The organism is Shinella sp. WSJ-2 (assembly GCF_003432075.1).
In the GTDB taxonomy this organism is placed as follows: Bacteria; Pseudomonadota; Alphaproteobacteria; order Rhizobiales; family Rhizobiaceae; genus Shinella.
In genome coordinates this window covers 75,203-98,227 of record NZ_QWBU01000011.1, presented here as the reverse complement: position 1 = coordinate 98,227, position 23,025 = coordinate 75,203, and the positions used below count along the sequence as shown (strand labels likewise).

The window sequence follows — 23,025 nt, the reverse complement described above, 5'->3', positions numbered from 1 at the left end:
GTCGGTCATGGCAGCTGACAAGCTCTCGACCTACAAGAAGAAGCGGGACTTCAATCAGACGCAGGAGCCGAGTGGCTCGGCGGCCGTCAAATCCTCGAACCGGCTGCGCTTTATCATTCAGAAGCATGATGCCACGCGCCTGCATTACGATCTCCGCCTCGAACTCGACGGCGTGTTCAAATCCTGGGCTGTGACCAAGGGGCCATCGCTTGATCCGCATGACAAGCGGCTGGCCGTCGAAGTCGAGGATCATCCGCTAGACTACGGCGACTTCGAGGGGACCATTCCAAAAGGCCAATACGGCGGCGGCACGGTCATGCTGTGGGATCGCGGCTACTGGGAGCCTGAAGGCAACAAGTCTCCGGAAGAGGCTCTGAAGAAGGGGGATTTCAAATTCGTGCTCCATGGCAAGCGCTTGCATGGCAGCTTCGTTCTGGTGCGCATGCGCAATGATCGCGATGGCGGCAAGCGGACCAACTGGCTGCTGATCAAGCACCACGACGAGCATTCCGTCGATGAGAACGGCGCGGCCATCCTAGAGGAGAACCTGACCTCGGTCGCATCCGGCCGGAAGATGGAACAGATTGCCGCCGGCAAGGGGCGGAAGCCGACAGCGTTTATGACAGCCAGCGGCGCCGTCGAGGCCGATGCTGTCTGGGACAGCAAACACGGCCTTGCGGCTGACGAGCGCAAGAAGAAGGCCCGCAAGCACGTCGCGACATCGACGGCCGCAGACATGCCGGACTTCGTTCCTCCGCAGCTCTGCGAAACGCTCGAACGCCCGCCGGCCGGCGACAAGTGGCTGCACGAGATCAAATTCGACGGCTATCGAATTCAGATGCGGGTTGCAAATGGTGATGTCACGTTGAAAACGCGGAAGGGGCTCGATTGGACCGCCAAATACCCCGAGATCGCGAAGGCTGCCGCGGTGCTTCCGGATTGCATCATCGACGGCGAGATTTGCGCGCTCGACGACAACGGCGCCCCGGACTTTGCCGCATTGCAGGCAGCGCTGTCGGAGCGCAACACCGGCAACCTGGTCTATTTCGCATTCGACCTCCTGTTCGATGGAGGGGAAAACCTGCGCGAGAAGTCTCTGGTAGAGCGGAAAGCGCGACTGCAGGAACTGGTTGCGGACGCGACCGAGGATCCGCATCTGCGCTTTGTCGAGCATTTCGAGACCGGCGGCGACGCGGTTCTTCGCTCCGCCTGCAAGCTCTCGCTCGAAGGCATCGTCTCGAAACAGGCGGATGCACCGTATCGTTCGGGGCGTACTGACACGTGGGCGAAATCGAAATGCCGCGCGGGGCACGAAGTCGTTATCGGCGGCTATGCCAAGACGAACGGCAAATTTCGCTCCCTGCTGGTCGGCGTTAACAGGGGCGAGCATTTCGTCTATGTCGGCCGCGTCGGCACCGGCTATGGCGCCAAGAAGGTCGAGACGCTGCTGTCCAGGCTCAAAGCCGCCCAGGCAGACAAATCCCCGTTCACGGGGATAGGCGCGCCGAAGAAGGAGAAGGAAGTCGTCTGGCTGAAACCCGAACTGGTCGCGGAGATCGAGTTTGCCGGTTGGACGGCCGACGGTCTGGTCCGCCAAGCGGCCTTCAAGGGCCTGCGGGAAGACAAGCCCGCCGCGGAGGTCGAAGCCGAGAAGCCTGCCTCGCCGGCAAAGACGGAAATCCCGGAGCCAGCCGCGGCCGTGGAGGCGAAGCCCGCGCGCCGTAAAGGGGCGAAGGCGGAGGTCATGGGCGTGCTCATCTCCAATCCCGACAAGCCTTTGTGGCCGGACGCCGGCGACGGCAAGCCCGTCACCAAGGAAGAGCTGGCCCACTATCACGAAGCGGTCGGCGCCTGGCTCATCGAGCATGTGAAGGGGCGGCCGTGTTCGATCATCCGCGCGCCGGATGGCATCGGTGGCGAACAGTTCTTCCAGCGCCACGCCATGCCGGGCACCTCGAACCTGCTGGAACTGGTCAAAGTCTTCGGCGACAAGAAGCCGTACCTACAGGTCGACCGGGTCGAGGGCCTCGTCGCCATCGCCCAGATCGGCGGCATAGAGTTGCATCCGTGGAATTGCCAACTAGGGAAACCCGAAGTACCCGGCCGCCTTGTGTTCGACCTCGACCCCGGCCCGGACGTGCCGTTCTCGGCCGTGGTCGCGGCCGCGCGCGAAATGCGTGACCGGCTCGACGACCTCGGCCTTATCTGTTTCTGCAAGACGACCGGCGGGAAGGGGCTGCATGTCGTGACGCCGCTCGCGGTCAACGCACGCAAGCCGCTCTCGTGGGCCGAGGCCAAGGGCTTTGCTCACGACGTCTGCCAGGAGATGGCGCGTGACAACCCGGACCTTTACCTCATCAAGATGACCAAGAGTCTGCGAGAAGGTCGCATTTTCCTCGACTATCTGCGGAATGACCGCATGGCGACTGCGGTGGCGCCGCTGTCACCCAGGGCGCGGCCCGGCGCCACCGTCTCGATGCCGCTCACCTGGACGCAGGTCAAATCCGATCTCGATCCGAAGCGGTTCACGATCCGCACCGTGCCGGCGCTGCTGGGGAAGACGAGTGCCTGGGAGGATTACTCCGACGGCCAGCGCCCGCTGGAACAGGCGATCAAGCGTCTCGGCAAACACAAGACGGCCGCATGACCTTTGAACGGGTGAGCGTCGAAACCACATAGAAAGAATGAAGAAACACGACCTTCCCATTGAGCACCTGGCGCGCCTCCGGCGAATTCGCGGGCTGGCGCGACTGATGGATACTGCGCTACGGGTTCCCGGCACGCGGATTTCGCTCGGTGCGGACTCTGTTCTCGGCCTGATCCCGGGCATCGGCGATTTCGCGGCGGCGGCTGTCAGCCTCGTTATCGTCAACGAGGCCCGCCGTCTCGGTATGCCGAACGACAAGCTCGTCAAGATGCTGGTCAATGTCGGCTTCGATACGGTCGCGGGCAGCGTGCCGGTGCTGGGCGACGTCTTCGACGTTTATTTCAAGTCAAACCGCCGCAATCTACAGGTGGTGTTGGATCACTTCGGCCTCGACCATGCCGACCTCGACCGGCAAAGATAGTCACTCGCCGCCGGCCAATGTTTCCATATCGAAGACCGCGGCATTGTCCTGGACTTCGCGCAGGCCCTTGTAGGAGGCGTGGCGCAGATTGCCGTCGTCGGTCCAGCCGCGGAATTCGATCTCTGCGATGAGCGTCGGTCGCGCGAACACGTAGTTCTTGCCCTTCAGCGGCATAGCCGGTTTCTTCGTCTTCAGCTTGTCCAGCGTCTTGCGCAGATATTCGGCGTCCTTCGTCTTGAAGCCCGTTCCGACCGAGCCGACCGACACCCAGGTGTCGCCGCGCCGAGCCGCGAGCAGCAAGCTGCCGATCCCGCCGCGCGCCGCGGCGGATTGCTCGTAGCCGACGATCATAAAGCTTTCGCTCTGGACGCACTTGATCTTGATCCAGTCGCCGGTGCGGCCGGAGCGGTAGGGCCGGTCGCGATGCTTAGCGATGATGCCTTCGAGGCCCATCGAGCAGGCCTTCGCCAACAGTTCTGCGCCGTCGCCATGGGCTTCCTCCGACAGCTGCACCGCGCCGGTGGCTCCGTCGAGGAAATCCGAGAGGAGATGCCGCCGGACGTCGAGCTCCGTCTTGGTAAGATCGTGGCCGTCGAAATAAAGAAGGTCGAAGGCGAAAAAGACCGCTTCCGTCGACGCGCGCTTGCCCCCGCGGCCGCCAAGCGAACGCTGCAACGCCCCGAAATCGGCGTGCCCTTGCTTGTTGAGGACCACGGCCTCTCCATCGAGAATGGCGGTCCCGACGCCGAGCTTCTTTGCCGCTTCAGCGATGGTTGGAAACCGGCGGGTCCAGTCATGGCCGCCGCGGGTGATGATCCGCACCCCTTTCGGCTCGATGTGGATCGCCAGGCGATAACCATCCCATTTATTCTCGAACAGCCACTCCGGTCCCTCGGGCGGCGCCGGCCGGAGCAACGCAAGGCATGGCTCGACGCGATCAGGCATCGGATCGAACGGCAGACTCGGTTGCTCAGGATTGCGTTTTCGCACCGGGCGCGACTGCAGCGCCGTGCCGGAGTCGTCGAGCAGGGGGATGGCCGTTCGGCGCTTCACTTTCATGGAGATCCATCACGCGTGCGAGAGGAAACAAACATAGGCGACCCATGTGACGATTTCAGGAGGCGCGCTTGCCTTTTTCGCCGGCGAGGCTCTTACGCAGCGCGTCCATGATATCGATGACGTTGCCGCCTGATGGCCGGTCTTCACCTTTGGCCTTGCCTTTCCTCGACGGCTTTAGCGCCTTCTTCTTTTTGGCGATGATGTCGAGCAGCGCGTCCTGAACGGGATCTGAGACCATGTCCGGCGACCAGGTTTTCGTGTGCTGCTTGATGAACTTCTGGACGAGAGGAACGAGGTCGGGATCGGACTTTCCGTCGATATCCTCGAAATAGGATTCCTCCGGCCGCACTTCGTCGCCGAAGCGCAATGACCACAGCACGATGCCTTCGCCGCGCGGCTCGATCACGACGGCCCGCTCGCGCCGGCCGATGACCAGGCGTGAGACGCCAAACACCTTATCCGACGCCATGGCGTCGCGGATAACCGCGAAGGCCTCATGACCGACCGGATCATCGGGCACGAGATAATGCGGCTTTTCCAGATAGATCCATTCGATGCTGTCGCGCGGCACGAACTTGTCGATGTCGATCGTCTTCACCGTGTCGAGCGCCACCGCATCCAGCTCGTCGTCGGTAAGCAGGACATAGTCGTTCTCGCCCCGTGCATAGCCCTTCACCTCGTCCTCATCCTTGACGGGCTTGCGCGTGACGGCGTCGACATATTGCGAGACGACGCGGTTCCCGGTCTCGCGGTTCAAGGTGTGAAACCGGACCTTTTCAGACTCTGAGGTTGCCGGCGACATTGAGACGGGGCAGGTGACGAGGGAAAGCTTCAGATAGCCTTTCCAATAGGGGCGCGGTGCCATGGGCTCTCTCCTCAGCCGGCTTTACGCTGTGCAGCCGAGGGGCTGCCCGCTTTCGGCGCCGCGGCTCGCGCCGCCGGTTTGCGAGCGGTGCCCTTGTTGGCATTGGCGGCCGCGCGCTTCGGCTTGTCGCCGCCTGCCTTCAGCATCTTCGCGCTCTCCCGCAGTGCGACCAGCAGATCGTCGGGCTTCGAGACCTTGACCGCCTTGCGCTTTGGCAGCGACTTGCCTTCGATCTTCGCCTTGACGAGTTCTGCGACGGCTTCTTCGTAGCGATCATCGAATTCAGCCGGATCGAAGGTTCCTTTCTTCGTGGCGATGATGTGCTTGGCAAGATCCAGCATCTCGCCCTTGATCTTCAGCTTCGGCATCTCCTCGAACGCCTTGTCCGAGGAGCGAACCTCATAGTCGTATTGCATGGTCGTGGCGATCAAGCCCTTGCCGTGCGTGCGGATCAAGACAGTGCGCATCCGGCGAAACAGGACGGTGTGCGCGACCGCAGCGACTTTGGATTTCTCCATGGCGTCACGCAACGCGGTGAAGGCATCGGAGGAGACGCGGTCGGTCGGCACGAGATAGTAGGGCTTGTCAAAATAGACGTCATCGACGTCGGCGCAGGGGATGAAGGCTTCGACCGTCAGCGTCTTGTTGCTTTCGGGGATCGTTGCGGCCACTTCTTCCGGGTCGATCATGATGTATTGGCCATTCTCGATCTCGAAACCCTTTGTCTGTTTCTCGCGCTCGACCTCCTTGCCAGTGTCGCTGTCGACGAAGATACGGTTGACGCGATTGCCGGTCTTTTTGTTGATCGTATGGAACGAGATGCGCTCGGAGGTGCTGGCGGCGGTATAAAGCCCGACGCCGCAGCTCACCTCTCCGAATTTGATGAAGCCTTTCCACTGAGCACGCTGGGCCATCTCGAAACTCCTGACTCGACGCAACCAAAGCGAGTCAAGCGAATCACTTGCGAATTTGTTCCGATTCAAAAATGAATCGGAAATCAACAACTTAGCGGCCGCTCGCTTCCCTCATTGCGAGTCTGCAATATGTCCTTGATTCACAGCATCTTTCTTGCCGTTCCCTGCGTTCTTCCCGGACCACAACCGGGAAGGAATATTGTGATGACGAAGCGTGAGACCATCGATACCGGAACCGACAAGCGCTATGTCCGCCGTGACGAGAAGGGTCAGTTCAAGGAAAGCGTCGATGTCGGCCGCTCCCTCTCCGCCGATCGCCGCCAGAAGGCGAAAACCGAGGCCAAGCCCGGTGAAGGCGACCGGGGCGATCGGCATACAAAGCACTGAGTGCCTGCTATCCTGAGCACGGTGACGCCATGGAGGAGGAACGCGAGATCGGCCATGAGGCCGAAGAGGACGGCGAGCATGCCGCCGTGGCGTTTCTGTTCGACCGGATGACGGTGCAGCGGTTTCGCGAGACGTTCCCGCGCGCTCGCTGGAGCGATAGACGCAAGGCGTGGATCGTCCCTGGCAAGACGGCCCGCCGACGCATCGATCGCTGGATGGCGAAAGAGCAATCCCGCCTCGACCCCTATGCCGAAGCGAAGGGGAGGGACGCCTATGCCTTCGAACCCATCCTCAGCCCTTATCTCAGCGTCGACAGGGACGGGTTTCGCGTCAGGACGCCCTATTCGCGCAAACTCGTCGAGGAAATCCGGCAGGTTCGCTTCGCCCGCTGGGACGGCGCCGAAAAGGCCTGGCGCGTGCCCTTTTCTTCCTATGACGATCTTGTTCATCACTGGCAGGTCATTGAAGCGGAGGCGCAGCGCTGCGAACCAGAGGAAAGGCGCAAGCGCGCCGAGGCGCGCAAGGGCTCCGATGAAGAAAAAATAGCCCGCCGCCGCGCAGCCGAGCGCAAGAGAAGGCGCATCCCGCTACCGGCCGAGGATCCGCCACCGCTGGGCCGACCAGTCGCAACGGCGCGCTATGGTCTTATCGTCGTGGACGACGTCACCGGTGAACTCGTCGATCCAGGCGAGATCAGCGATCTCTATCCGGACTTTCACGATGACCACGTCTGGGCAGCGTGGCGCGTTCCCTCGCTCGAAGAGCTTGTTCATACGTGGCCATCGAGGGTCGAGCCGGGGGAATATGAACGTCAACGGGGGTGGTGGCTCCCAAGTCTTGAGGAGATGCGCGAGGCGCGGCGAACGGCACGGTCGCGCGAAAGGCGAATGATGACGCCGCCGTCACCATAGTCCTGGCGGCCTTGGATTACCGCTTGCCATGCCGAGGCTTCCGTAGAGAAGCCAGATGTCTTTCCGCCTAAAGTCCCACTGCATCGGACCAAAGCCCGATTGCAGGAACCACATCGACCGGTTTTCCGTTAAGCCAATGATTCCAAGCAACTTTCGCTACCTTCAGAGCGGCAACAATGTTTGATAATAGGAGGCTGGCATGAGAGCGATTGCCGCGTTGGCAGCAGGCGTATTGCTGTCGTTGGCGACATTTGTCGCGGGCGTGGTTGGCACTGTGGTCTATTTCGCCGGCATGCAGGCGCCGAACGCGCAGAAGAGTTCCGACGTTTCCGACCTCTGGACATCGAAGCCCGTGCTCGTCGCCACGGACAACCCGCGCCTTATCCGCGTATCTGCACGGTCTCCCCAGAAGGACGACCAGGCAGTACAGCCTTATACCCCTGACGGCGGTGAAACACCCGACGTCGACATGGTCGAGACGGGCTCTACACCCGATATTGAACAGGTGGCGCTTACGGACCACGCCCCCCACAATCCCCAGCATGTAGAATGGTGCGCGTCACGGTACAACTCGTATCGAGCGCAAGACGATACCTATCAGCCGTATCAGGGCAAACGTCGGCGTTGCAACTCGCCCTACCAAACCGTGGCCGATAATGAGATCTCTGCTTTTGCCGCCTCTGCACAAGATGTTGTGGCTTCACACCGGCTCGAGGACGAGGTTGGCGATACACTTACAGTGCAAACGGCCTATCTGGGAGATGAGGTGCATGCGCAGAGATGCAGCACGCGTTATCGCTCGTACCGGCTCGAAGACAACACCTATCAGCCGCTGAGCGGTGGCCCCCGACGTCAATGCCGGTAAATCATTGATATCGATATTGCCCAACAAACGTCGCGGCGATTTGTGGGTCGCCTCCTGCTCTCCCAACGTTCTAAGCATCATTCTATGCCGCGATTGGGAACCGTTCACAGGATCAGCTTCGTGCGATTGAGCGTGCTTGCATGCAACTGGCGTGACAGAGGCAAAGAATCTTCGTCGGTAAGTTACCGCCAAGCAGACAAAGCCGCTTTGAGCCTAGCTAGATCATATGTTCGAAATCTCTGCCTGCCACGTGAACAGGCGTTCCCGATCAGGGATCGTGCAGCGTTCGGCCTCGGTGGGAGCAAGGAGCAAAGCTGTGTCGGCGCCGAGTGTCCATCGTTTCTGGAAATCGATCGCGCGTTTGCCGCCGCCGCCATAGGCGAGGTCTTCGCTCGACCAGATGACCGACCACTGAGAATCGACCGGCGGTGCCAAGAGCGGGTCCGCAAGGCTCGTCACCGGCAGGTCTTTGCCGAGGTTGACCAAGAGCAACCGTTCTTCGCGCGGCTCGGTAGCGAAAAAACGCAGCATCAACGCCGAACGGTCCAATACGCTGCCATCCAGCGAAGGACGTAGTGTCCGACCGCCAGCCTCGATCGACTCGATGTGCCGACGGAGTGCCAGCAGGTCTCGATGCAATGCCGTAATATGGGCGTTCGCATCCCGCTCTGACCAATCGAGCTTCGAGCGCTCGAAGGTCGAGCGTTCGGATGGAACGGGCATCCGGAGCGTGAAGGCCTCATCATTGAGACTTGGAAACTGCTTTAGAAAATCGATACGGCCTTTACGGACGATTTCGGCGAGTTCGCACGAATTGTCAGCGAAATAGTAGAAGGGGCTCGATGCGCCGAACTCTTGCACCTGGAAAAGCATCGGAGTTTGTGGTCCGAGCAGCAGCAACGCCGTCAGCGCGCGAACCCTCGCTGGCGAGCCAAGCATTCCCATCCGCGCGCCCGTCCCAGAATTTGCGACTTGATCGTGGTTTTGCAGAAAATGAATGAAGTTGGTCGGAAAGAGATCCAGACCCGGCCTGCCGCGAGGCGCGTCCTGCCAGTCATATCGTTGCCCCTGGAAGAGATAACCGTACTTTGCCGATGACACGAACTCCTGGGCGTGCCCGAGGTGGTCATGGTAGTAAGCCTCGTTTCGCCCCGTCAGCGCGACCATGGCGGAGTGGTGGAAATCATCGTTCCAGAGTGCGTCGAGGCCGTAGCCGCGTTGCTTGAAACCGCGGACGAGCCGGGTGTCCTGCGGCTCGTTTTCTGCCACGAGATAGATTGATTTCGGGCCAGCTGCGGCGCGAGCCTCCCGGGCGATCGTCGCCATGATGTGTTCGTTGCTGTTGTCGTTGAGTGCTTGTGTTGCATCAAGACGCAATCCGTCGAGATGGTATTCATCGATCCAGTAGGCGGCGTTCTTCGCGAAGAATGTCCGAACGCCGGCGCTGTTGTTGCCATCGAAGTTGATGGAGCTTCCCCACTCGTTCCAGTAGGTTTCGGTGAAGTAGTCCGGCGTGAAATCCGCGAAACGGTCGCCAACGCCAAAATGGTTGTAGACGACGTCGAGGATGACGCCGATTCCCAGCTGATGTGCGGTATCGACAAACGATCGCAGATCGTCCGGTTCGCCGTAGAGCCTCGTCGGGGCATAGGGTAGGACGCCGTCGTAGCCCCATCCGAACGTGCCGCAGAACTCGTTGACCGGCATGATCTCGAGACAGGTAATGCCTATTTCCCTCAGGAATTCCAGTATTCCGATTGCGGCGGCGTAGGTTCCCTGTGGGGTGAACGTGCCGATGTGCATCTCGTACAAAACCTGACCGGACGACGTAATACCGGGCCAGTCCTTGTCGTGCCACTGGAAACGTGCTGGATCGACAACCATCGAAAAACCGGAAGGGCCGTCCGGCTGGAAGCGGGAAGCCGGATCGGCGGCTGGTTCCGGACTGGTTCCGAGCCTAAACCGATAAAGGGCGCCGGAACAGATGCCTTCCAGATCCAGCCGAAAATAGCCTGCGTCTTCGGGATTCATCCTCCACTCGCGGCCATCGTCCAGCAAAAGCGACACACAGGATTGCGCAGGTGCCCAGACGCGAAACGATACGCTGTTTGCCAGGATTTAGGCACCAACCGGATAGCGCCTCCTCTGTCTATCCGAAACGGAGGCGATAGACCCGTCGTGTGTCGTGCTCATGGGACATCCTAAGATCAGAGGGCCGCGAGCATCTGGCGCTTGTGCACGGGTCGAGCAGAAACATTTATTCGAACGAGTTGTTCCTTCGTCATTCCGCCACGGCTAAAACAGCGAATGCTTCGTAGGGCTTCAGATCGACCGTTGTTATCCAGTCTCCCAATAGGACCGTAATTGCTGATCAGGCAACGCCTGGACAGGTCCAGCTCGCACGGCAGGTCGAAGGAAGTTGGCCTTGCAGAAAAGTTCGCAACAACGACGAGACCTCAGCGAGCCGATATAGCTGAAGACGTCGGCATCCCGACCGAGATAGAACTGATACCGCCCATAGACGATGACCGGATGCAGGGTGAGCTGCAAGGTATCGTGGGCCTCCCGGTGACGCTTCGGGAGAACGCAAGTTCCCTCGCCATGTCAGCAATGTCTGTACTACGCGGTTTTGCAGTTTGTACCGACGTAGCCTGTGGCAACCTGCGTGGTCACTGCCGTTGGGTGTTGAGACCCTGCGGCCGGGCTAGGACTTTTCTCGCACTACACTGGTACCAAAGTCTGATCCGGGAACGCATGGTGATCGTCAGCGTTTTCGATGCTGTGAAAATAACAGGTGGCAGGTTTACGATGCTGAGCGAGTTATGGGACCCTGCAGTTGAAATAGTCATCGACGGTGGCGATCATTTCAAGAGTGTGACTAACAGCCGAGACGCGCTTGCGTGCCTCATGACCTGCTGGCCGAGCCGTGGCGGTAAATTTTTCGCGGCGGCCCGAAAAGCGTGCATAGAAGCTATCGAAGGCCGAGTGGATGTATCGGTCGCGGCCGAGGCCTTTAAGGCGGCAGCGACCGAAGCTGACATACTGCGTCGATAGTGATCCTGCCTCGCCTTGATGCCGCCAGAACGTCATCGAGGTTTGCCGCAACAAGGGCGAGCAAGAATACCCGAACCGTTGCTACGTCGAGGACGTTATAGGGGAGCTGATAGGAGGGCTCCTCATGAGGATCGACCATGGACATTGCTTCTGCGGCGCCATTGCCGCCACGTTTACGGGCGAACCCTTTTGGGTTTGCTATAATCACGATGACGACTGCCGCAGAGCGATTGGTGGACCTCTGACGATTTGGATCGGCTACCGCCCCGATCAGGTGCTATTTGATCGGGGCATCCCAAGACATTCACGAAGACCCGCGGTGTGATGCGATCGTTCTGCGCGAACTGTGGTACATCGATCGGCTACGTCGATGCCGGCCTTTCCGGTGAGGTCTATATCTGCACCGGGTTCATGGATGCGCCAGAACGGTTTCCGCCGGAAGCACACGGGTATTGGCGCATGCGTTTGTCGATCCGCTGCCGGTGATGGCGAGAAAGGCGTCGCCCGCTCGGAAAAAAGTAGCCCCGCCGGAGCGGGGCAAGTGCTGAACCTAGAGCGACGGCAAAATGCTTCCGACAGTGATTTGTTCCGGCTCAGGATCGTCAGCCGGATCGGGATCGTCCTGATAGGCTAGCGCCCGGTTTCTGGCGACATTTTTGAGTGCGGAATAGGCGATTTTCGGTGGCCAGCCCGCCTGAATGACGGCATCGACCAGATCGCGAGTCGCCATATCGATCGCAACTTCACAATCGATCTGCATATCCACATCGCTAGCCATTTGACGGGGAGAAGAAATTGATAGCGCCATTGTTGCCTCCAGTTGGTGGACTTGCAAACGACGATTTCAACTCAGTGTTCCAGCTTTGCTTAGATTCGACGCGCTTTCTCCCCGCAAATAATATGAAGCGGCCGCGTTGATGCAACGACACACGTTTGAAGTTGCGGCGGCGGGTTCCCACAACGCCAATGCAGTCGGTCTTCTGGCTAGCCTAGATGCTTGCGCCTTCGATGTGGCAAATGCAGCCGCCCTCGGAATAGGCCCCGGCGTTCGATAGGTTCGAAGACCTCTTCCGGCCCTTCAGGGTCGAGGATCTCGTTATCTGCGAGCCATTTTTCGAGATCGGACACCTCAGCCGTCTTATAGGGGACGAGAGTGCGTCCTGACTGGGACTTACGGAGAGTTTCAATTGCCGCAATCAAAGAGCCTGACTGTGCCACCGCGTGCTCCACCGTGCCAGGAGATACACCGAGATGTTCTGCCAGCAAGTCAGTTCTGAATTCTCCAATGCGCCGGCGAAATTCTTCAGAATTCCCCGCCTCAAGCGCGACATCGCATTCCCGATCAAAGCGCATGGACCGATTGTTCATGTTGGAAGAGCCCACGCGGATAATCTCATTATCCACGATCATAAGCTTAGAATGAACATAAATAGGCTGCTTCAGGGCAGTCACTGGGTGATACATCCGGAAGCGACCGTTGAGATCATGCCGTCTTAGTGACTCACGTAATCGTGCTCGTGCAGTATCCATCGCCAGCGCACCTAGCCAATTGTCCGAGGCGAAAGGGTTGACCAGCACGATCTCCGGTCCGTCAGGCTCCGCCAGCCGCTGAGCGATCGCTTGGGCCACTTTCCTTGACGCGAAATACTGGCTTTCCGCGTAGACAAGCTTGCGCGCGGCGGCAATCATATCGACGTAGAGTTTCTCGATTTCGATTACGCGGCTTTCGTCGAGATGCGCCGGTTCCGTGCGGGTGATGGCCAGATTTACTGAGCCGAAGGAAAAACCGGATCGTGCTGCGTGTTTGACTGGAGCCCTTGGAGACGGTTCGGACACCTCGGCTCCGCCCGCACGTCGCCACCGCATGTGACAAAGTTCTCCTAGAGCACGTGCGGCCTCGCCGGTGAACCTACTGGAGGCATCGTGCCACGGGCCGTAAGGCGAGCCATTGGGTCGCCGCCGCCGCGGGTTTTCGTCGAGATGGTCCCGCGTATCCCAGCGATCGAGTGTGACGTCGATGCCGCCGCAAAATGCTGTATCGTCATCCACCACAAGCATCTTCTGATGGTGCGAACTTCCAACGGGATGTTTTCCGTCCAATTTTACGGAGATCCGAGGGTGCCATTTCCATCTTAGGAGATAGGGAAGATTGGATGGACGCATCCAGCTTGCCAGAAGCGCAGGGCTCCAAAGAAGAATCCTGATCTCTAGATCAGGGTTCTTCCGCGCCAGCCAGATAATGAACTCCCCCACCTTCTGGGGCGCGCCGTCATCGATATCGGGCCGGCCAAGCGTTGTACCTGCATCGAAGTCCCAGCCCACGAGAAATATGGATCGTCGCGCGGATCGCATCGCGTCTCGGATCGCGGTGAAATAATCGTCGGCATCCACGATAATTGAAAAATCGTCTGCTTTTGACGTTCGCCAGCAATTGTGTCCGGGCCGAAACAAAGACCCTTCAGACATCCAGACCTCCCTTAGAGCGCTGAGCTAAGCTTAGACCGGCGTGGTATTTTCGATCAATCCTGGCCGGCGGGGTAAGCGCAAAATTTCTACCCGCCCGCCAAGTTGCCTCAGACGATGTTTTCGAACGCCCCCTGCTCGCCGGTCGAGAGATCGCCAAGGAACGTATCACACCAGCTGAAGACATCGTTGCCGCGCAAAGCCTTCATCATGCCTTTCCACCGGTCGCGGCGTTCTTCCAAAGGCATGGCGAGGCTGCGCGCGACCGCCTCAGCGGTTCCCTCCACGTCGTAAGGGTTGACAAGCACAGCATCCTTCAATTCTTGCGCTGCGCCCGCGAAGCGCGATAGGAGGAGAACGCCTGGGTCCGCCTCGCTCTGTGCGGCGACGAATTCTTTCGCCACGAGGTTCATGCCGTCGCGCAGCGGCGTGACGAGGGCGAGCTTAGCCATGCGGTATAGTCCCGCCAATGCCGGACGCCGTAATGAGCGATTGACGTAGCGGATCGGCACCCAATCCACAGTGCCGAGCGCACCGTTAACACGGCCCGCTTGCTCGGCCACCGCTCGCTGCATCGCCTCATATTCTGGCACTTCCGAGCGCGATTTCGGCGTAATCTGCAAAAGCGTCACCTTGCGTTGACTGTCGGGATTACGTGTGAGGAAGTTTTCAAAGGCATCGATACGCTGTGTGATGCCCTTCGAGTAGTCGAGCCGATCGACTCCGATTATCAAGCCTTTGCCGTCGAGGCTTTGGAGCATTCGCTTGTGCAGGCTGGTTTCCGCCGCCCGCTGCGCCAGTTTCGCGAATTCCTCCGTCTCGATGCCTATCGGATAGTGTCGTGCCGTGAATGATCGAGCGCCGACCGTGAAATGGGTATTGTCCGATCGGCTGCCGAGCCCTTGCCGAAGGAGGCAATCGGCGAAATTCTCACGGTCGTTTTCGGTCTGGAAGCCAAGCACGTCATAGGCGGTCAGGCTGGTCAGGATTTCGTCGTTGACAGGCATCGCGAGAAAAACGTCCGGGGCGGGCCAGGGAATGTGCAGGAAAAAGCCAATCCGGTTCTTTACGCCCTGTCGGCGCAGTTCCGCTGCGAGTGGGATCAGGTGGTAATCATGAATCCAGATGAGGTCGTCCTCTCCGATCAAGGGCAGCAGGCGGCTGGCGAAAAAGTGGTTGACGCGGAAATAGCCAGCCATTTCACGTCGGCCATATTCGGCGAGGTCCAGACGATAGTGGCAGATCGGCCAGAGAACGCGGTTGGCAAAACCCTGGTAATATTCCTCAACATCGCGATCGGTGAGATCGGTCAGCGCGTAGTCAATATTGCTATCTCGAAGCATCCTCAGCGGTCCGACGCCGTCCTGTGGGCAAGATTGCCCCGACCAGCCGAGCCACAAGCCGCCACGCGCTTCGAGCGCGGATTGAAGTGCGACCGCAAGGCCGCCAGCCGGTGCGGTTCCCTTCTTGTCCGGAACGGGAACGCGGTTGGAAACAACGATTAGACGACTCATGATGCATGGTACCAGATTGGGATTGATGACCTTCGTGGGGAAGGGAGCGAGAGCGAGGACATATCGCAAAGGCGAATTTGCCATCGCGGTTTAACGGCGACGCAACAAAACCCATCGGGAGATTAAAAAGTTCCATGGGTGCGGTGTGGTTGATACGGCAAAAGTCTGCGTTATCAACGCTTCAAGCGCGGAAGATCGCTTCGAGTATGAGCGAAGAGAGGGGCCGATGAGGAGCCGGATAGAGAAACAGACGATACGGAATGCGACAAGCGAACGGACGAGCTTGATCATTCCTGTCGAGGAGAACTATTGCTAGAGCTGTCACTACCGCGGGCATGATGTGGAGCGGAGTTTCGGTTATGGGCGTTGGTCGAAGCCGCAAAGATGGCTAATTTCCGCCGATTCCTATCGTCAGCTCGCCTGTGCGGACGACGAAACGAAGTACCGCGATGTTATTTCACTGGCAGGTACGGGTTTGCTAAAGAGATATCCCTGCAGCTTCTCACAACCTGAAAGCCGAACTGCCGTCGCTTGCTCCTCTGTTTCGATCCCTTCAGCTGTGACGGGCAGCGATAGAGCGTTTGCAAGAGCCACGGTGGCTTGAAATACGGCCCCTGCATTGTTGTCGCCGCTCAACCCAGTAACAAGCGAACGATCAATTTTCATGCTGTCGAAACCAAATTCCCGCAGTGTGCCAATGCTTGCATACCCGCATCCAAAATCGTCGAGAGCGATCTTGACGCCGAGAGCGCGCAGCCCGTCGAATGCACGCTTTGCTTGGCCGGGATTGGATATGAATACCCCCTCCGTGACCTCAATTGTCAACCGTGCGGGATCGAAGCCGGATTCTGCAAGAGCGTCTCTTACCTGGCGGCAAAAATAAGGGTTCCTCAGCTGTAGCGGTGAGACATTGACCGCGATCCCGATACTATGCCACCGCATGCCTTCGCGAAGCGCTGTTCTCAGGACCTGGAGGCCAAGTTGATCGATTAAACCAGCCTTCTCCGCCACTGGAATGAAGACGTCCGGTGGAACGGAGCCGCGAATAGGACTGCTCCAGCGGGCTAACGCTTCTACGCCGCTGAGCCTACGCGTAGACGCTTCGACTAGTGGTTGGAAAACGACGCTAATTTCGTTTGCCTTGAGACCACGTCTCAATTCCTGCTCAAGTTCCGAATGGCGTCCAGCTTCTTCGTCTAAAGACGGGTCGTAGTTGACCGCGATACCGCGCCCAAGGCTCTTGGCTCGGTATAGTGCTAGGTCGGCGCGCCTGAGCAGCTCGCTGCCTTCCTGCCGCTTAGTATCCAAGCACGCCCATCCAACACTGCCGCCAATCTCGATAATCCTGCCGTCGATCAAAAATGGCGTTGCCATCGTGTCGATGATCGACTGCGATAGTGCACTTGATCCGAGTTCGAGTGCAGACGTGTTATCAACGACCGCGAACTCATCTCCGCCGAGGCGCGCCACCGTTACGGTCGTTGGGAGGTTGCTCAAGAGTCGCGTCGCCACTGCCTTTATGAGTTGGTCGCCAACGAGATGGCCCCATGCGTCGTTCACGGGTTTGAAGCCATCGAGATCGAGAACGTGTAGGGTTGTGTGATTTCCACCGTTGGAAGCCAACGCCGCATCAAGCCGTTCGAGACATCCGGCCCTGTTCCAAAGACCTGTAAGTGCATCATGCTTAGCCTCGTACTGCGCCGCGCGTTCGCTGTTGAGAATTGCTCTCAAAAAGACAGCTCCACAAATGGCGACGGCTGCCAGCAAAGCCGTAAGAATGATCCCCGATGCCACTACAGTACGCCGCACCTGCTGATAGCTCGCTGAGCCTGGGTGCGCCGGCGGCCAAGTAACCCTGGCGATGTCCCGATTATGAATGTCCAAAACATCAGCATGGAGCATGGATTCGCTTCCGACGTCGTCACTTAACGTCAGACCCGCGATATCGTATGTCTCGGCAATCTCGGCTACGACACTCTGACTTAGCAGCTTGGCGAACACCAGAACCTTCGCGGCATTCATATCAAAAGCCGGATGTTTTGATGGCTGTACCGCCGCTGCGCCGATCAAGGCTATGCCGTCCCGAGTGTCCACGAAGGCGACAGGAAGTGTTTCAGCCGCATAGCCGGCGCGTCGCGCGGCTGCGATGACATCGACGAGATTCCCGAGGAAAAAGCTGTTCACGTCAGCGTCGTTAAATTCCACGCCCTTATGAAACGCGACAAGTGACCTGCCATCAGGCTCGACCACGAGCGCTGTATCATAGAGCGGATAGTCTGCCGTCGTGGCGCCCCAGTTTTCAGACGCCCAGTTTTTGGCCCCCCCATTCTCCAGCGATTCATAGGCGTCGTCCCAATACGCGTTGTCCCTTACGGTAGCACTAAGCTGCTTCTTCAAAGCGGCCAAAGCTGCCTTCGCTGCTGACAGGGCACGGGCGTCGTCCATCCGGTCCGCCGACGTCGCCATGAACTGGATTGAGCCGGACACAACATATCCAAGTCCACCGAGCGTGAGCAAGATGGCAAGACTGGTAACGATGACGGTAAGAGGACGCAACTGAGGCCGTGGGCTGCTAGCCATAGACAATTCCGTAGAGCGAGAGTGGCCTCGGTCATCGGGCAGCCAGACGGCATCATGCCTCGCGACAAGCGCTGGAGCCCGGAGAGTAGGTTGGCTTGCTGAAGGCAACGTTAAAACCGTATGTACGCTAGCGTACGGTACACACCGGAAGACCACGACGGGCGCTAGCGGAAAACCTGTAGCTCCGCCCCGGCCAAGTGCCTATTCCTCGCTATTGTCCACACAAGATAGTGCGCGAGGTTCCGGCCGGGTTTCGACTTCGGCTGCGGGCAGAACACGCCTTCCGTCACGGCGAGTGCGATCTGAAGTTTCTGATTATAAGGATGTGAACGATGACGGTCCCTTAAACGGATAGCGGTAGCGACTGAGGGTTAGGCCGCACCGGCTCACAGGAGTGCCCGCTAGGTATCGCAGACTGCAGACATCGACCAGATTGCCGTCACATGAGAGCCAAAGCGGGCGATAGGACTGCGAGCGCCGATCTCTAGACAGGCAGAAATTAGTCGGCGTCGTTTGGCGGGTCGATCTCAATTATAACAGGGGCGTGATCGCTGGTGTGCTCCCAGCTTCGCGGAGTCCGCCGAACGCTAGCCGATCTCAGCCATGGCGCAATATTCGGACTGAGCAGGAAGTGGTCTATACGCAGACCTGCATCGCGCTCGAAGGAGTTCCGCCAATATTTCCAGAAGGTGTAGATGCGCTCATCGGGATGAAGATGGCGGATCGCATCGGTCCACCCTTGCGCGACGAGATCGGCATAGGCCCTGCGAACCTCAGGGCGAAACAGCGCGTCGTCGCGCCAACGCTCCGGCGCATAAACATCGATATCCGTTGGCATGACATTGTAGTCTCCAGCAATTACAGCGGGAATGCCGAGATCAATCAGTTCCGCTGCATAGGCATGAAGGCGCCGGAACCATCGTAGCTTATAGTCGAACTTCGGGCCGGGCGCGGGATTGCCATTTGGGAGATAGAGGCAGCCGACGAGGATCCCATTGATGGCGGCTTCGATGTAGCGGCTGTGCGTATCGTCCGGATCGCCCGGCAGTCCGCGGCGCGTCAGAAGAGGGACCACACCTTTGGCCAGAATCGCGACACCGTTCCAACTCTTTTGGCCGTGCCAGACCGCTCCATAGCCGGCCCGTTCCAGTTCCCCGCGCGGGAAACGATCGTCTGGTGATTTCAGTTCCTGCAGGCAGACGATGTCGGGTAAGTCTTCCTTCAACCATCGGAGCAGCACCGGTAGCCGGCCGTTCACCCCGTTGACGTTGTAAGTGGCGATCTTCACGCGATCTCCTTGCCGCTCGGCACTCGTCCAGGAAACAGGGAGTGAGTACAAAAGTTCCTTTAGGAGCGACTGGCGGCCGACAGCTAAGGCGTGAACAACAAAGATCGCAGTTACTTAGGCAGGTCGCTCGCAAAGGCGAGCGCCCTTAATAGGCATGACTCTTAGGAGAGGAGTAAGGTATCACCCCACCTGCTCAACGGAGAAAGAACCTTCCGGGAGCGGCTTGATCAGCGATTTCGCGGAAACAGAAGGATCGAGCCAATCAGCCCAGGTGTCGCGTTCGAGGATGACGATCTGACGGTCGTGATAGGGAGCGATGTCCGGCGCGGGTTCCATCGTAAGCATCGTGAACGCCTCGCCGACGTCCTGCGTCTCGCGCCATATGCCGGCAATGGCAAAGATCGGTTCACCGATCTTGCGGAATAGCCATTTATCCTTTCGCTTCTTTTTCGGGTCGACTGGCGTGGTGAACTCGTAGAATCCATCGGCGACAATCAGGCATCGGTTCGAGGTGAACTCGCGGCCTTCGGAGCGAAAGTTGTAGACCGGCTTTCTGGTCGGGCTCGGCCAACTCCATCGTCGCTGGACGAGTTCGCCGGCGCCGCGCTCGCCGTCGACTGTACGGACAATCGGCGCGGTGTCGGTTATCTTGATATCCTCGCGTGCCTCGATATTGGGACGGCCCTCGGGAAATCGGATCTTGATCTTCAGGTGTTCGAACCCCTCGATCACCGAGGCAAGTTCGACCATCAGGCGGTAATCGTTGCACATGGTTCCTCCGAAGGACCGGCATCGACACAGCGTTGCGGCGCGTCGAATTGGCAATGTAAGGCACCTCGTCTGGATTTGCAGACTGTAGGCGCGGCTAGATCTCTAACTCCAACTGGTCCGTTTCGGTTTCCTCTTCGTCAATGAAAGAAGATAGCGTGACGCCGAGGAGACGAATGCCCTTGGGCACTCGGAACAAGGGCTCAAGGAGCGATTGCGCGACGGCCTCGAGATCGTCCAACCTCATGATGGGTGTTGATGTCGTCCTGCTACGGGTGATGATCTGGAAGTCGGCATATTTGACTTTCAGGGTCACCGTCCGCCCATGGAGACCCTTTGCCTCGGAATGGCGCCAGACCTTGGCGGCAAGCGGTGTGATTTCGGCACGGGCGGCGGCCAGATCGACGATATCGACTATGAAGGTATCCTCGGCGCCAACAGACTTGCGTGGCCGATCCGGTTGGACGGCGCGGTTATCGATGCCGCGGGAGATATTGTAATACCATGTGCCAGACTTGCCGAAACGCTCTTGGAGCCAGGCAAGCGGTTTCGACCTGAGATCCGCACCAGTCAGGATGCCAAGCCGTTCCATCTTGGCGGCCGTCGCCGGGCCTACACCATGAAATTTCTTGACCGCGAGCGCTTCGACAAAGGCCGGTCCGTTCTTGGGCGAAATTACTGCTTGGCCATTGGGTTTGTTGAGATCCGACGCCATCTTGGCCAGGAATTTACAATAGGAGATGCCGGCGGATGCGTTGAGGCCGGTGACCTCCTTGATACGCGCCCGGATGATCGTCGCAACCTCGGTGGCGACTGGAATGCCCTGCTTGTTTTCGGTCACGTCGAGATAGGCTTCGTCCAAGGACAGCGGTTCGATCAGGTCTGTGTGTTCGGCAAAGATCTCTCGGATCTGAGCGGAGACCGCGCGATAGGTGTCGAAACGCGGCGGTACGAAGATAAGGTCTGGGCACCGCCGTTTGGCGGTCACTGAGGGTAGGGCGGATCGCACGCCGTAGGCGCGCGCTTCATAGCTCGCCGCGGCAACGACACCGCGCGCCGCAGAGCCGCCGACAGCGACCGGTTTGCCCCGAAGTTCCGGATTGTCGCGCTGCTCAACCGACGCATAGAAGGCATCCATGTCGACATGGATGATCTTTCTCATTTGTGATGCTAGGGCCTCGCTCATCTCATTTCCACATGGAGCGCATTCGGGCGCCGACGTCGATGCGGATCTGTTTTGCACTGCGCTCGCCGGCTGCGGCCGAGACCTTCGGCCAGCTCGTGGTCTCGAAATACTGCAGCAGCGTGGCCGGAATGAAGCGGGTGCGCGACGCATAAACATGCCGATCGCCCTGGGCATTTTGACCGTGCGTGAAGAAGCGCTGCGGCGTAACCAGGGTGAGATTGTCCCGCGCTCGCGTCATACCGACATAAAGCAGGCGGCGCTCCTCTTCGAGCTCGGGAGTGGTGCCGGTGCCGAGGTCGGACGGAATGCAGCCGTCGACGACGTTGAGCATGAACACCGCACGCCACTCCTGTCCCTTGGCCGAATGGATCGTCGAGAGGATCAGATAATCCTCATCCAGCAGAGGCACGCCGGCCTGGTCACTGGTCGCGTCCGGTGGATCAAGGGTCAGCTCTGTGAGAAAGCGCTCGCGGCTGGCATAGCCGCTGGCGATCTGCTCGAGTTGGATAAGATCGTCTTTGCGGGTGTCGGCATCCTCATGAATGCGGTCGAGATGAGGCTCGTACCACATCCGCACCGTCCCGATCTCCGCCGGCCAGCCAGCCGCGCCTTTGCGGAGCGCGGTGACCAGCGTGATGAAGGCGGGCCAGTCGTCGCCGGTTTTTGCTGGCGGCGGAATTTCGGCCAACGACTGCAACGGCTCCGGATCGGCTGCTATCGTGTCAAGGATCCTGCCTGCCGTCTGTGGCCCGATGCCGGGTAGCAGTTTCAGGACCCGAAAACCGGCAACGCGGTCGCGCGGATTTTGCGCAAACCGCATGACGGCCAGCAAATCCTTCACATGGGCCGCGTCGAGAAATTTCAGGCCACCGAATTTGACGAAGGGGATGTTTCTCCGGGTGAGTTCGATCTCAAGCGCGCTGCTATGGCTTGACGTTCGAAACAGCACGGCCTGCTGCTTCAGCGTGACGCCTACCTCTCTGTTCGTTAACACCTGCTCCACGATATAGGCGGCCTGGTCGATCTCATCCTTGACCGTGGCAAGCACCGGCCGCTGCTCAGATGCACGGTCGGTCCAGAGGTTTTTCGTGTAGCGCTCCCGCGCCAGTTCGATGACCGCGTTGGCGGCGGCCAGGATCGGCTGAGTCGAACGATAGTTGCGGTCGAGCGTGATGACGTCGGCCGGCTTCGGCGAGAATTCCTGCGGGAAATCTAGGATGTTGCGGATGGTCGCCGCGCGAAAGGAATAGATCGATTGCGCATCGTCACCGACGACGGTCAGGCCGCGGCCGCCCGGCGCCAGCGACATCAGGATCGACGCCTGTAGGCGATTGGTGTCCTGATATTCGTCGACGAGAATGTGATCGAAGCGGTTGCCGACGTCCTCGGCCAGCTCGGGTTCGGAAACCATTTGCGCCCAGTAGAGCAGCAGGTCGTCGTAATCCAGGACGTTCTGTGTCTGTTTGGCCTCAACATAGGCGGCGAAGAGCTGCTTCAACTCTTCCTCCCATTCGAGTACCCAGGGATAGGAGGATTTCAGAAGCTCCTTGATCGAGACCTGAGAATTGACCACGCGCGAATAAATCGCGATGCAGGTGCCCTTCGTCGGAAACCTCGTCTGTTTTGCGGAAAAGCCGAGCTCGTGCCGCACGAGGTTCATCAGGTCCGCGCTGTCCTCGCGGTCGTGGATCGTGAAATCGACGTTGAGGCCAATCTGCTCGGCATACATGCGCAGGAGCCGCGCACCGATTCCATGAAACGTTCCAGCCCAGGCAAGCGCATCTGTCATGATGGCGGCGTTTTCGCCCAGCACTTGGCGGCAGATGCGCTGCACCCGGCGCGCCATCTCGGATGCTGCCCGCCGCGAAAACGTCATCAGCAGGATTCGGCGTGGATCGGCGCCGTTGACGATCAGGTGCGCGACGCGGTGTGCAAGCGTGTTGGTTTTGCCGCTGCCCGCGCCGGCAATGATCAGCAGCGGGCCGCCGATTTTTCCATCCGGCAGGCCAATGCCATGCTCGACGGCTTCGCGTTGCCGGTCGTTGAGCTTTTCGAGATGCGCAGCCGTCATTTGTCCCCAGCATGCCTAAGAAAAATTTCCTA

Annotated in this window: 19 protein-coding genes; 7 read left to right on the top strand and 12 right to left on the bottom strand. The window is 59.2% G+C overall.

Annotated elements, in window-relative coordinates:
* Positions 1-7 precede the first annotated feature (7 nt).
* Together ligD (D0Y60_RS20230) and D0Y60_RS20225 are read left to right on the top strand one after the other, a co-directional pair.
* On the top strand, positions 8-2,647 hold the full coding sequence (gene ligD, locus D0Y60_RS20230) for a DNA ligase D (protein ID WP_117371759.1): 2,640 nt from the start codon (positions 8-10) through the stop codon (positions 2,645-2,647).
* A 37-nt stretch (positions 2,648-2,684) separates the two neighbouring features.
* Positions 2,685-3,068 carry a DUF4112 domain-containing protein gene (locus D0Y60_RS20225; RefSeq protein ID WP_117371758.1) on the top strand — a complete coding sequence of 128 codons (384 nt, stop codon included), beginning with the start codon at positions 2,685-2,687 and terminating at the stop codon, positions 3,066-3,068.
* Here D0Y60_RS20225 and ligD (D0Y60_RS20220) read toward each other — a convergent pair whose 3' ends face one another.
* From ligD (D0Y60_RS20220) to D0Y60_RS20210, 3 genes are read right to left on the bottom strand one after another with little or no spacing between them, the layout of a single operon-like run.
* Positions 3,069-4,127, bottom strand: coding sequence for a non-homologous end-joining DNA ligase (gene ligD / locus D0Y60_RS20220; RefSeq protein WP_117371757.1), 1,059 nt, complete (start codon positions 4,125-4,127; stop codon positions 3,069-3,071).
* A gap of 55 nt (positions 4,128-4,182) precedes the next feature.
* Entirely contained in the window at positions 4,183-4,992 is an 810-nt protein-coding gene (locus D0Y60_RS20215; RefSeq protein ID WP_117371756.1) for a Ku protein, read from the bottom strand.
* 11 nt (positions 4,993-5,003) lie between these two features.
* Entirely contained in the window at positions 5,004-5,906 is a 903-nt protein-coding gene (locus D0Y60_RS20210) for a Ku protein (protein WP_117371755.1), read from the bottom strand.
* Between the two features lie 204 nt (positions 5,907-6,110).
* On the opposite strand from D0Y60_RS20210, the gene D0Y60_RS20205 reads away from it, so the two are divergent.
* From D0Y60_RS20205 to D0Y60_RS20195, 3 genes are all read left to right on the top strand, one after another.
* On the top strand, positions 6,111-6,293 hold the full coding sequence (locus D0Y60_RS20205; protein WP_117371754.1) for a hypothetical protein: 183 nt from the start codon (positions 6,111-6,113) through the stop codon (positions 6,291-6,293).
* Positions 6,294-6,322: 29 nt separating this feature from the next.
* The gene (locus D0Y60_RS20200) at positions 6,323-7,204 is read left to right on the top strand and encodes a hypothetical protein (protein WP_117371753.1); all 882 of its coding nucleotides are present in this window, start codon (positions 6,323-6,325) and stop codon (positions 7,202-7,204) included.
* 199 nt (positions 7,205-7,403) lie between these two features.
* Positions 7,404-8,069 carry a BA14K family protein gene (locus D0Y60_RS20195; protein WP_117371782.1) on the top strand — a complete coding sequence of 222 codons (666 nt, stop codon included), beginning with the start codon at positions 7,404-7,406 and terminating at the stop codon, positions 8,067-8,069.
* Between the two features lie 222 nt (positions 8,070-8,291).
* Here D0Y60_RS20195 and treZ read toward each other — a convergent pair whose 3' ends face one another.
* A complete protein-coding gene (gene treZ / locus D0Y60_RS20190; protein WP_281048166.1) occupies positions 8,292-10,184 on the bottom strand; it encodes a malto-oligosyltrehalose trehalohydrolase in 1,893 nt (630 codons plus the stop codon).
* A gap of 639 nt (positions 10,185-10,823) precedes the next feature.
* On the opposite strand from treZ, the gene D0Y60_RS20185 reads away from it, so the two are divergent.
* Both D0Y60_RS20185 and D0Y60_RS25125 read left to right on the top strand, forming a co-directional pair.
* Positions 10,824-11,123 carry a DUF982 domain-containing protein gene (locus D0Y60_RS20185; protein ID WP_348627865.1) on the top strand — a complete coding sequence of 100 codons (300 nt, stop codon included), beginning with the start codon at positions 10,824-10,826 and terminating at the stop codon, positions 11,121-11,123.
* A gap of 324 nt (positions 11,124-11,447) precedes the next feature.
* Positions 11,448-11,609: a GFA family protein gene (locus tag D0Y60_RS25125; RefSeq protein ID WP_245409252.1), complete on the top strand. Its 162-nt coding sequence runs from the start codon at positions 11,448-11,450 to the stop codon at positions 11,607-11,609.
* 64 nt (positions 11,610-11,673) lie between these two features.
* On the opposite strand, the gene D0Y60_RS20175 is transcribed toward D0Y60_RS25125, so the two are convergent.
* From D0Y60_RS20175 to D0Y60_RS20140, 8 genes are all read right to left on the bottom strand, one after another.
* The gene (locus tag D0Y60_RS20175; protein ID WP_147324545.1) at positions 11,674-11,931 is read right to left on the bottom strand and encodes a hypothetical protein; all 258 of its coding nucleotides are present in this window, start codon (positions 11,929-11,931) and stop codon (positions 11,674-11,676) included.
* Positions 11,932-12,107: 176 nt separating this feature from the next.
* A complete protein-coding gene (locus tag D0Y60_RS20170) occupies positions 12,108-13,589 on the bottom strand; it encodes a phospholipase D-like domain-containing protein (RefSeq protein WP_117371751.1) in 1,482 nt (493 codons plus the stop codon).
* A gap of 107 nt (positions 13,590-13,696) precedes the next feature.
* A complete protein-coding gene (gene otsA, locus D0Y60_RS20165; protein WP_117371780.1) occupies positions 13,697-15,100 on the bottom strand; it encodes an alpha,alpha-trehalose-phosphate synthase (UDP-forming) in 1,404 nt (467 codons plus the stop codon).
* Positions 15,101-15,511: 411 nt separating this feature from the next.
* A complete protein-coding gene (locus tag D0Y60_RS20160) occupies positions 15,512-17,680 on the bottom strand; it encodes an EAL domain-containing protein (RefSeq protein ID WP_117371750.1) in 2,169 nt (722 codons plus the stop codon).
* A gap of 499 nt (positions 17,681-18,179) precedes the next feature.
* Entirely contained in the window at positions 18,180-18,968 is a 789-nt protein-coding gene (gene xth, locus D0Y60_RS20155; RefSeq protein ID WP_117371749.1) for an exodeoxyribonuclease III, read from the bottom strand.
* Between the two features lie 180 nt (positions 18,969-19,148).
* A complete protein-coding gene (locus tag D0Y60_RS20150; RefSeq protein WP_117371748.1) occupies positions 19,149-19,739 on the bottom strand; it encodes an SOS response-associated peptidase in 591 nt (196 codons plus the stop codon).
* Positions 19,740-19,833: 94 nt separating this feature from the next.
* On the bottom strand, positions 19,834-20,898 hold the full coding sequence (dinB, locus tag D0Y60_RS20145) for a DNA polymerase IV (protein WP_117371747.1): 1,065 nt from the start codon (positions 20,896-20,898) through the stop codon (positions 19,834-19,836).
* A 25-nt stretch (positions 20,899-20,923) separates the two neighbouring features.
* Positions 20,924-22,993 (bottom strand): ATP-dependent helicase, encoded by a 2,070-nt coding sequence (locus D0Y60_RS20140; RefSeq protein ID WP_117371746.1) that lies wholly within the window; start codon positions 22,991-22,993, stop codon positions 20,924-20,926.
* Positions 22,994-23,025: the final 32 nt, after the last annotated feature.

Coding starts and splice junctions, on each gene's coding strand:
- ligD (WP_117371759.1), top strand. CDS start 8: ATGGCAGCTGACAAGCTCTCGACCTACAAGAAGAAGCGGGACTTCAAT.
- D0Y60_RS20225 (WP_117371758.1), top strand. CDS start 2,685: ATGAAGAAACACGACCTTCCCATTGAGCACCTGGCGCGCCTCCGGCGA.
- ligD (WP_117371757.1), bottom strand. CDS start 4,127: ATGAAAGTGAAGCGCCGAACGGCCATCCCCCTGCTCGACGACTCCGGC.
- D0Y60_RS20215 (WP_117371756.1), bottom strand. CDS start 4,992: ATGGCACCGCGCCCCTATTGGAAAGGCTATCTGAAGCTTTCCCTCGTC.
- D0Y60_RS20210 (WP_117371755.1), bottom strand. CDS start 5,906: ATGGCCCAGCGTGCTCAGTGGAAAGGCTTCATCAAATTCGGAGAGGTG.
- D0Y60_RS20205 (WP_117371754.1), top strand. CDS start 6,111: ATGACGAAGCGTGAGACCATCGATACCGGAACCGACAAGCGCTATGTC.
- D0Y60_RS20200 (WP_117371753.1), top strand. CDS start 6,323: ATGGAGGAGGAACGCGAGATCGGCCATGAGGCCGAAGAGGACGGCGAG.
- D0Y60_RS20195 (WP_117371782.1), top strand. CDS start 7,404: ATGAGAGCGATTGCCGCGTTGGCAGCAGGCGTATTGCTGTCGTTGGCG.
- D0Y60_RS20185 (WP_348627865.1), top strand. CDS start 10,824: ATGGTGATCGTCAGCGTTTTCGATGCTGTGAAAATAACAGGTGGCAGG.
- D0Y60_RS25125 (WP_245409252.1), top strand. CDS start 11,448: ATGCGATCGTTCTGCGCGAACTGTGGTACATCGATCGGCTACGTCGAT.
- D0Y60_RS20175 (WP_147324545.1), bottom strand. CDS start 11,931: ATGGCGCTATCAATTTCTTCTCCCCGTCAAATGGCTAGCGATGTGGAT.
- D0Y60_RS20170 (WP_117371751.1), bottom strand. CDS start 13,589: ATGTCTGAAGGGTCTTTGTTTCGGCCCGGACACAATTGCTGGCGAACG.
- otsA (WP_117371780.1), bottom strand. CDS start 15,100: ATGAGTCGTCTAATCGTTGTTTCCAACCGCGTTCCCGTTCCGGACAAG.
- D0Y60_RS20160 (WP_117371750.1), bottom strand. CDS start 17,680: ATGGCTAGCAGCCCACGGCCTCAGTTGCGTCCTCTTACCGTCATCGTT.
- D0Y60_RS20150 (WP_117371748.1), bottom strand. CDS start 19,739: ATGTGCAACGATTACCGCCTGATGGTCGAACTTGCCTCGGTGATCGAG.
- dinB (WP_117371747.1), bottom strand. CDS start 20,898: ATGAGAAAGATCATCCATGTCGACATGGATGCCTTCTATGCGTCGGTT.
- D0Y60_RS20140 (WP_117371746.1), bottom strand. CDS start 22,993: ATGACGGCTGCGCATCTCGAAAAGCTCAACGACCGGCAACGCGAAGCC.